At 63.9% G+C, this 12,085-nt stretch carries 11 protein-coding genes; 1 reads left to right on the forward strand and 10 read right to left on the reverse strand.

All coding sequences use genetic code 11. The annotated features are described in order from the left end of the window. The 8 genes from tolQ to ribD form a co-directional block, all read right to left on the reverse strand. Positions 1–693, reverse strand: a complete 693-nt coding sequence (tolQ, locus tag HTA01S_RS18790; RefSeq protein WP_068174274.1) for a protein TolQ — start codon at positions 691–693, stop codon at positions 1–3. A 40-nt stretch (positions 694–733) separates the two neighbouring features. Beyond that, positions 734–1,195 carry a tol-pal system-associated acyl-CoA thioesterase gene (gene ybgC, locus HTA01S_RS18795; RefSeq protein WP_407656122.1) on the reverse strand — a complete coding sequence of 154 codons (462 nt, stop codon included), beginning with the start codon at positions 1,193–1,195 and terminating at the stop codon, positions 734–736. Continuing rightward, entirely contained in the window at positions 1,192–2,412 is a 1,221-nt protein-coding gene (locus HTA01S_RS18800) for a pyridoxal phosphate-dependent aminotransferase (protein WP_068174275.1), read from the reverse strand. The genes ybgC and HTA01S_RS18800 overlap by 4 nt, the downstream gene beginning before the upstream one ends. 90 nt (positions 2,413–2,502) lie before the next feature. Continuing rightward, on the reverse strand, positions 2,503–3,030 hold the full coding sequence (nusB, locus tag HTA01S_RS18805) for a transcription antitermination factor NusB (RefSeq protein WP_068174276.1): 528 nt from the start codon (positions 3,028–3,030) through the stop codon (positions 2,503–2,505). A 2-nt stretch (positions 3,031–3,032) separates the two neighbouring features. Beyond that, complete coding sequence (gene ribH / locus HTA01S_RS18810; protein WP_068174277.1) at positions 3,033–3,497, reverse strand: 6,7-dimethyl-8-ribityllumazine synthase; 465 nt, start codon at positions 3,495–3,497, stop codon at positions 3,033–3,035. Positions 3,498–3,531: 34 nt separating this feature from the next. Continuing rightward, positions 3,532–4,662, reverse strand: a complete 1,131-nt coding sequence (ribBA, locus tag HTA01S_RS18815; RefSeq protein WP_068174278.1) for a bifunctional 3,4-dihydroxy-2-butanone-4-phosphate synthase/GTP cyclohydrolase II — start codon at positions 4,660–4,662, stop codon at positions 3,532–3,534. Then, complete coding sequence (locus tag HTA01S_RS18820; protein ID WP_068174279.1) at positions 4,659–5,303, reverse strand: riboflavin synthase; 645 nt, start codon at positions 5,301–5,303, stop codon at positions 4,659–4,661. Before HTA01S_RS18820 ends, ribBA begins: the two co-directional genes overlap by 4 nt. Positions 5,304–5,417: 114 nt before the next feature. Then, entirely contained in the window at positions 5,418–6,548 is a 1,131-nt protein-coding gene (gene ribD / locus HTA01S_RS18825; RefSeq protein WP_068174280.1) for a bifunctional diaminohydroxyphosphoribosylaminopyrimidine deaminase/5-amino-6-(5-phosphoribosylamino)uracil reductase RibD, read from the reverse strand. Positions 6,549–6,712: 164 nt separating this feature from the next. Between ribD and HTA01S_RS25775 the strand changes: the two genes are divergently transcribed. Then, positions 6,713–7,237, forward strand: a complete 525-nt coding sequence (locus HTA01S_RS25775) for a GspH/FimT family pseudopilin (protein ID WP_068174281.1) — start codon at positions 6,713–6,715, stop codon at positions 7,235–7,237. A gap of 61 nt (positions 7,238–7,298) precedes the next feature. Here the strand turns inward: HTA01S_RS25775 and HTA01S_RS18835 are convergent, their stop codons facing one another. Continuing rightward, positions 7,299–7,787, reverse strand: a complete 489-nt coding sequence (locus tag HTA01S_RS18835) for a type IV pilin protein (protein ID WP_218017368.1) — start codon at positions 7,785–7,787, stop codon at positions 7,299–7,301. After that, entirely contained in the window at positions 7,784–12,070 is a 4,287-nt protein-coding gene (locus tag HTA01S_RS18840) for a pilus assembly protein (protein ID WP_068174283.1), read from the reverse strand. The genes HTA01S_RS18835 and HTA01S_RS18840 overlap by 4 nt, the downstream gene beginning before the upstream one ends. Positions 12,071–12,085 lie beyond the last annotated feature (15 nt).

The raw sequence follows: 12,085 nt of genomic DNA on the forward strand, positions 1-12,085 counted from the left end.
TCAGTGTCCCGAGGCCGACTGGTTGCCCAGATTGCGGTGCAGGATGTTGGAGAACTCTTCCATGAAGGTCTCCAGCTGGTTGGCCACACGATCGATGTCGTGGGCGAAACGGTTATAGGCCACCACCGCGGGAATCGCGGCGAACAGGCCGATGGCGGTGGCCACCAAGGCCTCGGCGATGCCGGGCGCCACCGTGGCCAGGGTCACCTGGGCCAGCGCGGCCAGGCCGGTGAAGGCGTGCATGATGCCCCAGACGGTGCCGAACAGGCCCACATAAGGCGCCACGGAACCCACGGTGCCCAGGAATGAGAGGTTCACCTCCAGCGTGTCGAGCTCGCGCTGGAAGCTCGCGCGCATGGCACGGCGCGCGCCATCGAGCAGGGCGCCGTTGTCGGTGATGCGGCGCTCGCGCAGCTTCTGGTATTCGCGCATGCCGCTGGCGAAAATGCGTTCCATCGGGCCGCCGTGGCGGGCGCTCTGCGCGGCCGCCGCGTACAGATCGTTCAGGTTGGAGCCCGACCAGAACTCCCGTTCGAACGCTTCGTTGTGCGTGTTCACGCGCTTCAGGGCGAAGACCTTGCGGAAAATGGCGGCCCAGCTGATGACGGACATCACCATCAGCAGCACCACCACGGCTTGAACCACCCAGCTCGCATTGATCAGCAACTGGACGATGGAGAGATCTTGGGTCATGGGTCTGAAACGGTTGTTCGATCGAATCTCGCCTGCCGGATCAACCGCAGGCGCTCAGGGAATCCAGTATGGAGGCTGGGATGCGTTGGGGCCGCATGCTGGCGGCGTCCACCCATCCGATGCGGATGGTGCCTTCGCACAGCAGCATGGTAGCGGCGTCGGGCTGGCTGGGTGTCAGACAGGCCGTCTGTTCCATTGTCAGCGAAGCACGGCCCGCTTCCAGCACACGTGCTGTAACGAGAAGCAAATCGTCGAGCCGGGCCGGAAGGTGGTAGCGCATCTGGACGCCGCTGACCACGAACATGCCGCCCACGTCCTGGCGCAGGCGCTGCTGTTCGAGCCCCAGCGCGCGCAGCCATTCGGTGCGCGCGCGCTCGAAGAACTTGAGGTAGTTGGCGTAGAACACGATGCCGCCCGCGTCGGTGTCTTCCCAGTACACGCGCACCGGCCAGTGGAAGATGGACCCTGGCTGGACCGGGGTGGCGACGGGCGGCTTGCTCACAGTGCCTGCTCCAGCCGGACCACGGCTTCGCGCAGCTGCGCCATCGAGTTGGCGGTGGAGAAGCGCAGGTAGCGCCAAGGGTCGGCGTTGCCGAAGTCGCGGCCCGGTGTGGTGGCGATCTGGCAGCGGCGCATCAGTTCAAAAGCCAGGGCCCAACTGCCGCCATCGCCGGGGTGTTCGCCGCGCAGGGGAATGCCCCAGCGTTCGCACAGCGGCGCCACGTCGGCCCAGGCGTAGAACGCCCCATCGGGCATCACAGGAACCGTCAGGCCCAGGCGGTTGAGTTCGGGAATGAAGACATCGCGCCGGGCCTGGAACTCGCCCCGGCGGCGTTCGTATTCGGCCAGGCTGTCGGGCTCGAAGCAGGCCAGCGCGGCGTGTTGCGCGATGGTGCTGGCGCAGATGAACAGGTTCTGCGCCAGCCGCTCCACCACCGGCACCAGCGCAGGCGGCAGCACCAGCCAGCCCAGGCGCCAACCGGTCATGTTGAAGTATTTGGAGAAGCTGTTGATGCTGATGACCTCGTCGCCGAGACCATCGGGCAGACCGAGCGCGCTGTGGCCGTAGTCGGCATCGAAGCTCAGGCCCAGGTAGATTTCGTCGACCAGGGTCACGCCGCCCTGGCGGCGCACGAAGCGGGCGATGTGCTCCAGCTCATCGCGCGCGATCGACGTGCCCGTGGGGTTGGACGGCGAGGCCAGCAGCACCCCGCGGGTGGCGGGCCGCCAGTGTTCTTCGACCTGCGCCGCGCTCAGCTGGAACCGCTGCCCGGGGCCGCAGGGGATCAGCACCGCACGGCCCTCGGCGGCCTGCACGAACTGCCGGTTGCAGGGGTAGCTCGGGTCGGGCATGAGCACTTCGTCGCCCGCCTCGATGAGCGCGAGGCAGGCCAGTTGCAACGCGGCCGAAGCGCCGGCGGTGACCACGATGCGCCCCGGGTCGATGTGGAGCCCGAAACGGGAGGCGTACCAGCCGCTGATCGCTTCGCGCAAGGCGGGCAGACCGGTGGCCGGCGTGTACTGGCTGCGCCCGGCGTGGACGGCGCGCTCGGCGGCGGCCTGCACCAGCGGCGGCGCCGTGAAGTCCGGCTCGCCGATGTTGAGGTAGAGCATGGGGCGGTCGCCCGGGCCGGCCTTCGCGGCCATGGCGGATGCGGCCTTGGCCAGCTCCATCACGTAAAAAGGTTCGACGCGCTGTGCGCGTTGGGCGATCTTCATCTCGGTTGTTCCACCGCGCTGAGGGCGAGCCGGGCCGCATGGAACAGCCCGGCCGGCGGGGCATTGAGGGGGCAGCCTCGGTTCAATCGCTCAGACCGCATCGTCGACCGTGCGGGGAGGGGGGGCTTTGCGCTGACCCGCCTTGGCCGGCGCCGAAGCCACTTCGAGCGGGCGCAACTGCGCGGCGAGCTGGTGCAGCACACCGTTGACGTACTTGTGGCCATCGGTGCCGCCGAACGATTTGGCCAGTTCGATGCATTCGTTGAGCACCACACGCCAGGGCACGTCCAGGCAATGCTGGAATTCGTAGACGCCGATCCACAACACGCCGCGCTCGATGGGCGAGAGCTCGACCAGCGGGCGGTCGAGCAGGGGGGTGATCAGGCCGTCCAGCGCCACGGCCTCGGCGATGCAGCCGTGCAGCAAGGCGTCATAGTGCACGCTGTCGGCTTTGTGAAAGCCCGCGAGATCGCGCGTGAAGAGGTCGATGTCGGTCGTGTCGTTGCGGCCCACCAGATGCTGGTAGAGCGCCTGCAAGGCGAATTCGCGCGCGCGGGTGCGGGCCGATTTGTCGGCGGCCTTGCGGGCTTTGGGGGTGCTGGTGGGGGTGTCGTTCATGTTCAGCCGATGTCTTCGAGCAGATGGGCCATCTCCACGGCCACGCGCGCCGCGTCACGGCCTTTCTCTTCCTGGCGGGCCACCGCCTGTTCCAGGTTTTCGGTGGTGAGGATGGCGTTGGCAATGGGCAACTGGTAGTCCAGCGCCAGGCGGGTGACGGCCGAACCGGACTCGTTGGCCACCAGTTCGAAGTGGTAGGTCTCGCCGCGGATGATGCAGCCCAGTGCGATGAGGGCGTCGAAGTCGTCGCGCTCGGCCAGGGCCTGCAGGGCCACCGGAATCTCCAGTGCGCCGGGCACTTTCACGTGGGCGATGTTTTTTTCCTGTACACCCAGGGCCAGCAGCTCGGCCTGGCAGGCCTGGTAGAGGGCGTCGGTGATGCTTTCGTTGAAGCGGGCCTGGACGATGCCAATGCTGAGTTTTTTGCCATCCAGCAGGTTGGCTGTGCCTTTGTCTGCGCCGAACATGAGCGGTTCCGTTTCTGTGTGTTGTTGTAAAGGGTCAGGCGGTGCGGCTGAGGTAGCCGGTGATTTCCAGGCCGTAGCCGGCCATGCTGGGCATGCGCCGCGGGTTGCCCATGAGCTGCATCTTGTGCACGCCGCATTCGCGCAGGATCTGTGCGCCCACGCCGTAGGTGCGCAGGTCCATGCGCCCGCGTTCGGGGGCCTGGGCCGAACGGGCCGTGCCTTCGAACTGCGCCAGCAGCTGTTCGGCGGTTTCGCCGCAGTTGAGCAACACGGCTACGCCGGCACCGGCTTCGCTGATGTGGCGCAGGCTGGCCTCCAGGCTCCAGCTGTGCATGGAGCGGCCGACTTCGAGCGCATCGAACACCGACAGCGGCTCGTGCACGCGCACGGCCACGCTGTGTTCGGGCGCCCACTGGCCTTTCACCAGGGCCAGGTGCAGCGCGCCGCTGGGCTGGTCGCGGAAGGCGGTGGCGCTGAACTCGCCAAAGGCGGTGTTGAGCGCGCGGGTGCCGAGTTTCTGCACCAGCGATTCGTGGCGGCTGCGGTGTTCGATCAGGTCGGCGATGGTGCCGATCTTCAGGCCGTGTTCGGCCGCGAAGACCTGCAGATCGGGCAGGCGGGCCATGGTGCCGTCGTCTTTCATGATCTCGCAGATCACGGCGGCGGGACTGCAGCCCGCCATGGCGGCCAGATCGCAGCCGGCTTCGGTGTGGCCCGCGCGCATGAGCACGCCACCCTCCACCGCCTGCAAGGGGAAGATGTGGCCGGGCTGCACCAGGTCGGCGGCCTGCGCGTTGGCCGCCACGGCGGCCTGCACGGTGCGTGCTCGGTCGGCGGCCGAGATACCGGTGGTCACGCCTTCCGCCGCCTCGATCGACACGGTGAAGGCCGTGCCCATCTTGGTGCCGTTGCGCGGCACCATGGGTGGCAGGCGCAGGCGCTCGCAGCGCTCACGCGTGAGCGTGAGGCAGATCAGGCCGCGACCGAAACGGGCCATGAAGTTGATGGCCTCGGGGGTGACGTGGTCGGCCGCGAGCACGAGATCGCCTTCGTTTTCGCGGTCCTCCTCGTCCACCAGGATCACGATGCGCCCGGCGTGCATGTCGGCCACGATGTCTTCAACGGGGGAAATCTGGACCGAAGCCAGGGTGTCGGTTGCGCTCATGCGGTTTCCTTGGATGGGGTGAAGCCCGCGCTGAGCATGCGCTCCACGTAGCGCGCGACGGTGTCGATTTCAAGATTCACGCCACTGCCCACGGCCAACTGGCCCAGTGAGGTGGCGTGCACGGTGTGGGGAATGAGGTTGATGCTGAACTCGCAGCCCTGGGCGCTGTCGTGCACCTGGTTGACGGTCAGGCTGACGCCATTGACGGTGATCGAGCCCTTGTAGGCCAGGTACTTGCCCAGCTCGGGCGGCGCCATCACGCGCAGCTCCCAGCTCTCGCCCACTTGAGCGAATCGGGTCACGGTGCCGATGCCGTCCACGTGGCCGGAGACGATGTGCCCGCCCAGGCGGTCGTGCGCGCGCAGGGCCTTTTCCAGGTTGATGCGGTGGCCGATCTGGTCCAACCCGGTGGTTCGGGCCAGTGATTCGGCGGAAATGTCGATGCTGAACCGCTGCTGCGGCAGGTCCAGTGAGGTGACGGTCATGCAGGCACCGTCCAGCGCGATGCTGTCACCCAGGGCCACGTCGTCGAGATAGCCCGGCGGCGCCTCGATGGTGAGTCGCTTGCCGTGGTGCAAAGAGCTGCCCTGAGCGTGGAGGTCGGCGATACGCCCCACGCCGGTGATGATGCCGGTAAACATGCGCGTATTTTCGCAGGGTTTGCAGCGCCATTCCGGTCCGGGCGCGCGGCGGGGTCACAAATGCCGGTCCGAAGGCCGGAAAACCGGCGCTGGCGGCGGCGGTCCGCTGCATTCTCAAGCGTTCAGGAAATCGTCACGACCCACCACACGCGCCAGGATGCGCAGGTCGTCGCCCACCCGATCCACCGCCTGGAAGCCAAGCTCGACGCCGTCTTCCAGTTTCTGCAGCGGGCCGAAGTGCGCCAGGCCGCGGCCTTTGCCCAGGAGTTTGGGGGCCAGGTAGAGCAGAAACTCATCCACCAAGCCTTCGCGGATCAGCGACCCGTTGAGCTTGTGACCGGCTTCGACGTGCAGTTCATTGACCTCGCGGCGCGCCAGATCGCGCAGCATGGCGGCCAGATCGACCTTGCCTTCTGTGCCCGGCGACTGACCCGGCATGGGGATGACGGTGGCGCCGAGAGCTTCCAGTGCGGCCTGTCGCTGGGCGTCTGCGACGGCGCAGTAGATGAAGATCCGCCGGGTCAGCGCCTGGGCTGGAGGCTGGAACAGCCGGGCGTCCAGCGGCGTCTCCAGCCGGCTGTCGACCACCACCAGGTGCGGTTGGCGTGGTGTGTCCACCATGCGCACGTCGAGCATCGGGTCGTCTTCCAGCACAGTGCCAATGCCGGTCAACACCGCACAGGCGCGGGCACGCCAGGCATGGCCGTCGGCGCGCGCCGCTTCGCTGGTGATCCATTGACTCGTGCCGTTGTCCAGCGCGGTGGTGCCGTCGAGCGAAGCGGCCATCTTCATGCGCACCCAGGGCTTCTGGCGGATCATGCGACTGAAGAACCCGACGTTGAGCTCGCGCACGGCGCGTGCCACCTCGTGATCAGGCGGCAGCACCTCCACCTCGATGCCGGCCGCCTGGAGGCGCTGCACGCCGCGCCCCGCTACCAGGGGGTTGGGGTCCCGTGTCGCCACGACCACCTTGGAGATGCCCGCCGCGATCAGGGCGTCGCAGCAGGGGGGGGTGCGGCCGTGGTGGGAGCAGGGTTCCAGCGTCACGTAGGCTGTGGCGCCGCGCACGTCCAGTCCTTGTTCAGCGGCCGCACGCAACGCCATGATTTCGGCGTGCGGTCCACCCACAGCCTGCGTGCCGCCCGTCACCCGGTGTCCGCTGGCTGTCATCAACGCGCAGCCCACGGCCGGATTGGGTGGGCAGATGGTACGGACCTCTGCGCTGGCATCCAGTGCTGCGCGCATCGGGCTTGCGTGCAAAGAGTCCTCCGCATGGGGGTTCTCAGGGGTGGGCGTGCTCGAATAGACTCCGGACAGGGATGGGGTCGATGGTGTCATGGTGTCCTCAGAGACACGCCATCATAGGTCAGCTCGGGCCGGCTCTCCCTGGAGGTGAAGGGAGGGAAATCATGAAGCTGAACGCAGCCCGCGGGGTGACTGCGCTGGAGTTGATCGTTGTCTTGTCGGTGGTTGCCATCCTGGCGGCCTTGGCTTTGCCGTCCTGGCAGGAGCTGTCAAATGCTCAGCGACGTTGGGCGGTGGCCAGCCAGCTGAGCGCCCACCTGGCGCTGGCTCGCAGCGCCGCCATTTCACGCGGGCGATCGGTGGCGCTATCGCCTCGGGGGCAGGGGTGGTCTGGTGGGTGGCGGGTTTATCTGGACAGCCAACCCAATGGTCAATGGGACACAGACGAAAGCATCTTGGCGGAGCACGAAGGTGACGCCCTGATCAGCATTGCGGGCAACGGCACCATGGGTCGCTACATACTCTTCAACCCCGACGGGCGCCCGGTCCAGACAGGGGGCGGATTTCTCGCTGGCACCTTGCAGCTGTGCGTTCCCGAGACTCGGGGCGTGACGGCGCTGATCATGAACGCGGCCGGGCGCATCCGCGAAGAGCGGCGCGACAGGGATTGCGTTACCCGATCGCCATGAGGAGGGTCGAAAAAATGGGCACCCAGTGGGTGCCCATGATCTTGGGTGCGGGTCTGGCGACTCACTGCCAGCATTCTCCCACGGACGCGGTGCCTGTTTTGCCCTTGGTCCCAGCTTGCGTCAGGGTCAAGGTGCCGCACTTTGCGTCGACCGTCGACTGGGCCCCTTGAGGGACTGCCTGCAGGGTGTACGTCGACTGGGTCGGTTGACCTGATGGGAAACTGAACGTGTAGAAGCTGGTCATGTCGGCCCTGCAGGCCGGGCTAGGCAGCGCCACGGCCACTGGTGTAGCGGCGGCGGTCTGGTCGTAGCGCATATTGGTCGTGTAGAAGCGCTCCATGAATTGCGCCATTTCCACCAGGCAGCCCTGAGCGGCAGAGCGACGCGTCTTCGCGATCGATTGCTGATAGCTCGGGTAGGCCACTGCCGCAAGGATGGCAATTACCGCCACCACGATCATCACCTCAATCAGGGTGAAGCCTTGCATTTTGAGCTTGTTCTTCATTCGATTGCCTGCCCAATGGTTGATCTGCTTTTCCCGGTTGCTCATCGGACAATCTCCCGCCAGGAAATGCGACCACGGAACGACGTACCACTGCTAGCGCCTTGGTTGATGCGGACATCTCCCAGTTTGCCTTTGGAGCCGCCCACCACCAGGCGGTCGCCGACCAAGATGGGTTCACCGGGCTTGCCCACGTCCAGATCGATGGAGCCTGCATAGTCGCCATCGGAGAATGCGTCGTCGGCGAAGCCTTTATCGTCGTCAAAGTCGAAGAGGGGGTTGACCAGGCTACCGCCGGTGTACGGGTTGACAGCATTCAGGAAACCTCGACCGGTCGGCTTGCAAACGTCGTCCACCGGAATCACTGAGCTGGCGAGCAGGGTAGGTTCCACGAACTGATAAACCCGAGAGGCCGTGACCATCCGTTCACCCTCGGCGATCAGGTCGATGACCCAGCCTTTCTTCAGCTTCATGGCATCCGCACTAATCGCCTTGAAAGAGCGCGCCGCCCTGCCGGCAATCGTGCCCTCGGTTTTATCAAAACCTGGGGTCTGCAGCAGATCCGATCGTTTGATTTCAACGCCATCATCGATCAGCCCATACCAGGACTGCTTGTCGGTATTGCCGGGGTCAGAAACCTGGAAGTCACTGCCAGTACCGAAATGGATGTACCACTTGTTTACATGCGGGTCGCCGGCGTATTCCGCTATCGTCTTTTGGTGGGCCGTTATGGGCGCGGTGATCGGTTGTGGGTCCCCATCGGCGTTTGTGGCCGTGAACAGGGGCTTTCCACCGAGGGCAACCGACCACCCTGATTTCGCGCTGCTGCTCAAGTCGAACTTCCATACGTTGCCTTTGAGGTCCCCCGCATAAGCCGTGGTCACTTTGCCCGAGTTGTCCAGGACAAGGCCCGGTGTGGACAGACCGTTGTCGCCCGCCGCGCCGGTATCAATCTTTTTGATCAGGGTACCGTCGTCCAGTTTGAAAATGTAAAGAACAGCCTTCTGGTCGGTGCTGTTGTAGCCATTGCCAATGATCACCGCCCAGGTACCGTCCTGCAGTTGGGCAATCAATGGACGACCCAGCATGTAGCCCAAGTCAGCATCGGTGGGGGAGAAATACTCCCACAGCACATCGTCCCCGTCAAAATTGGCCGGGTCGCTCACATTCAGGCCAAACAAACCCTTGCCGCCACGGCCGAGGGCCCCCACCAAGTAATTCACGCCTGCTGTCTGGACCTTGGCCGAGACGGCGATGTCACCGTCAACAAAAAATTCGTGGTTGCTGTTGTAGCTGGTGCTGGTCAGGTTCTTCAGCCGGGCCAACACGACGCTCGGGATGTAGGCAAAGCTCTCGACACCCGTTTGCGAGTCGAAGGCATGCAACATGCCATCGTTGGCGCCAATGAATACCGTGTTCGAGTCCTTGGAGTAGACGGGCGACGAGTGCGCAATGTCGCCCAGCACCGTGTCCGGATTGCGGTCGCGCAGGGAGCCGCCCCCTTTCTGTTCATGGGTACGATCACCGCGGATGTAGTCGAGGATGTCCGATGAGTTGTTAAACAGGGCCTTTTCCTCGGTTGACAAGGTGGGCCACTTGAACTCGCTGCCATCCAGACTCCCACTGCTCAGGGAGCCGTAGTAGATCTCGCGCTTTTCATGCTCGGGAATCTTATTGGATGCTTTCCAGGTGGGCGCATCATCGACGCCGTCGGCATCGGCCGAATAGGCCTCCAGGTCTCCGGACCATTTTTCGCTGTTGAAGGTGCCCTGGTAGACAAAGGTCTCGGTGGAGAGCGAGCTGCTGTTGGCCACCACATTGCCACCACTGCCGCTGCGCTCGATGATGTTCTCAAACGCCTTCTTGAGGGACTCCTTGAGCTTCAGTGGGTTCTGCACAAAGAAATAGGTGTCCGGTACGGTATCACCGTCACTGTCCCACTCCGAATCCTGGTCCAGGGTGCCATTCTTGTTGCCGTCAACATAGCCGCCGTGCTTGGCGGCGTACCACAGAGGGTCCTTGAGCAGGGTGGCGGCAGGTGTGGTGCTGGTCGTGAACGTGTAGGTGGACACGGTCTCCCCGATGGAGGGGATGCTTTGGCACTCGGTCTGTTGGGCGGCCGTCAACGTCCCGTCACAGTAGCCGGGTGTCCGACCGGCGGGGACGTTCAGGAAGTACATGGGGCTGGACGTTTCATCCCGGGCCACCAGGTAAACACCATCCTGGGTGGAGCCCGACACGATGTAGCCCATGTTCTGTTGCATGCCACCCGCCTGATAGGTGGGGGTGACCGTTACCTCGACCTGACCCGTTGCGTTTTCCTTGACGACGTACTTCGAGATGGCGTCCATGTCATGGTCGGCGCCTTGCTCCACGTCCTCGAAGTTGATCTGGAACTCGGCGTAATAGCGGCCACTGTTCACGCTGCTGTCAACGTCTTTGGTCCCCGAGTTGGCGATCTTCTCCACATAGAAGTCGACAATCTGGTTGCTGGGCTGGAACTGCCCTTTGGTGTTCAAAACGCCGAAGCCACTCACCGTCTTGGCAAACGGAACGATGGTGATGGTCCGCCCTGAGGATGTCTTGACCTCGATCTTGGGCAGCGGCGAGCTCAATGCCACCACGTAAGTGTCAACGGACTGGGTTTTCTCCAAGTCGCCGCGCAAATCGGTGGTCTTGGCGTAGCGGGCCATCGAGGCGCTGTAGTAGCTGCCCTGCTTGGTCGGCTCCTCGGGCGCCAGGCCCCGGATCTGCCCCAGTGATTTGACGGTCTTGGGGGTCGGCGCGGTGTCATAGTCAGCAGCTGACTGGCCGATGAAGAACTTCTTGTCGGCGATGTTGGACTCTGCCGTGGTGATGGCGTTAGCGATGGTCTCGACATTCAGTCCGGTCAGGTCACCCGTGAGCGAACCAAACGTGCTGTAGGCGCCAGGGAGCTGGTCCGAGTCGAATGAGGGGTTGATGTCCGAGATCGCGAGAAAGTTGGCTCTTGCACAGAAAGAGGCACTGGCGGCGCTGTCGGACGCGTAGGGGTCGTCCCAGGATGCAGAACTCAGGCCCACTTCCTCATCAATCGTGGTGCCATCTGCGTAGGCAGAGGTGGCGGCTTTTTTCCCCGCAAAATAGCGGGTGGCCTCATACAACATTTCGCCGACCGGGTTGCCCCAGTCGGGGAACTCGCCTTCCTTCATAGAACGATCCGCGACCCAACCCCCGCGATAGGCGTTGTCGCTTCGCGTGTTGTTGTAATCCCGGATGCGCAGCTTGTTGAAGGTATTGACGATGGGGGCATCTGCATTGAACTGCCCGGTCTCGCTGTTGACTTCATCGGCAAACGACGACACGACCTTGCGCAGCCGCCCGCCGCTCATGGATTTGTCATAGCTGCCTGACATCAGGCCGAAGTACATGCTCTCGTTATCGCCATAGTCGTGCAGCAGGCCCACCGGTTTGTAGATGGGGCTTCCACCATTGGTGTATTGCCTGCAACCATTATGGAAGTTGGCGGTGCAGACCTGAACCCGAACACGGTAGTTGACTTCGTCGTCCGTGTCTTTCGGAAAGCCGCCGGTGGAGAGCGTGCTGCCGAGCACCGGGCGCTCCTTGGAAGCCCATTCCCAGATCCGGTGGCCTTTGCCGACACCCGTTCGCACGCGCAGCAGTGGATGGCGCTTGTTGTCACTGCAGTTACTCAACGTCGAACAGTCAATGCCATCGGTGCTGGTCAAACTCCCGAAAAAGTGCCGGGTGTCTTTGCCCTTGGGTTCGCTGAATGGGGTGTATTCGCTGATCTTGTAACCGTCGGTCGTTTCGCTGTGGTACTCCTTGCCCCAGCTGTGGGAGTCTTGCGGAATGTAGGCACGGCGCAGCACGGTGTCGCTGGTGGTGTCGACCTCGCGGTGGCCACCATAGAGCACCTTGCGCAACGCGTCGACGCGGCTGGTGGTCATGTAATTGAGCCAGCGGCCAGACCATTCGGCCGAACCTGTGCAGCGCCCCAGATTGTCCGTGGTACCGGCTGGCTCAAAACGGCGGTTGTCCGAGCTGTAGTTGTAGCAATAGCTGGAGTCGAACAAGCCGTAGTAGTTGATCGAAGGATTGAAGCGGACGTCCAGCGTGCCATCGCCATTGACATCGCTGGCGTCGTTGTAGGCTTCGTAGAACAACTTGTGGTCTTTGCTCATGACCAGCATGGTCATGGGCGTGGCGTTGGTGGTGGACCCCAGGGGGGTGCTGGGCCAAGTTACGGCATTGGCACTGAGATAAACACCGGCCGCCAGGGCGGTCAGCGCCACTTTGGCGGTACGGTTGACGAGGGTTGACAGCTTCATGATGACCTTCCTTCT

The sequence above is a fragment of the Hydrogenophaga taeniospiralis CCUG 15921 genome (genome assembly GCF_001592305.1).
Taxonomy (GTDB): domain Bacteria; phylum Pseudomonadota; class Gammaproteobacteria; order Burkholderiales; family Burkholderiaceae_C; genus Hydrogenophaga; species Hydrogenophaga taeniospiralis.

What these genes read in the sequence shown, in the direction of transcription:
- tolQ (WP_068174274.1), bottom strand. Translation starts at nt 693, where the DNA reads ATGACCCAAGATCTCTCCATCGTCCAGTTGCTGATCAATGCGAGCTGG.
- HTA01S_RS18800 (WP_068174275.1), bottom strand. Translation starts at nt 2,412, where the DNA reads ATGAAGATCGCCCAACGCGCACAGCGCGTCGAACCTTTTTACGTGATG.
- nusB (WP_068174276.1), bottom strand. Translation starts at nt 3,030, where the DNA reads ATGAACGACACCCCCACCAGCACCCCCAAAGCCCGCAAGGCCGCCGAC.
- ribH (WP_068174277.1), bottom strand. Translation starts at nt 3,497, where the DNA reads ATGTTCGGCGCAGACAAAGGCACAGCCAACCTGCTGGATGGCAAAAAA.
- ribBA (WP_068174278.1), bottom strand. Translation starts at nt 4,662, where the DNA reads ATGAGCGCAACCGACACCCTGGCTTCGGTCCAGATTTCCCCCGTTGAA.
- HTA01S_RS18820 (WP_068174279.1), bottom strand. Translation starts at nt 5,303, where the DNA reads ATGTTTACCGGCATCATCACCGGCGTGGGGCGTATCGCCGACCTCCAC.
- ribD (WP_068174280.1), bottom strand. Translation starts at nt 6,548, where the DNA reads ATGCGCGCAGCACTGGATGCCAGCGCAGAGGTCCGTACCATCTGCCCA.
- HTA01S_RS25775 (WP_068174281.1), top strand. Translation starts at nt 6,713, where the DNA reads ATGAAGCTGAACGCAGCCCGCGGGGTGACTGCGCTGGAGTTGATCGTT.
- HTA01S_RS18835 (WP_218017368.1), bottom strand. Translation starts at nt 7,787, where the DNA reads ATGAGCAACCGGGAAAAGCAGATCAACCATTGGGCAGGCAATCGAATG.
- HTA01S_RS18840 (WP_068174283.1), bottom strand. Translation starts at nt 12,070, where the DNA reads ATGAAGCTGTCAACCCTCGTCAACCGTACCGCCAAAGTGGCGCTGACC.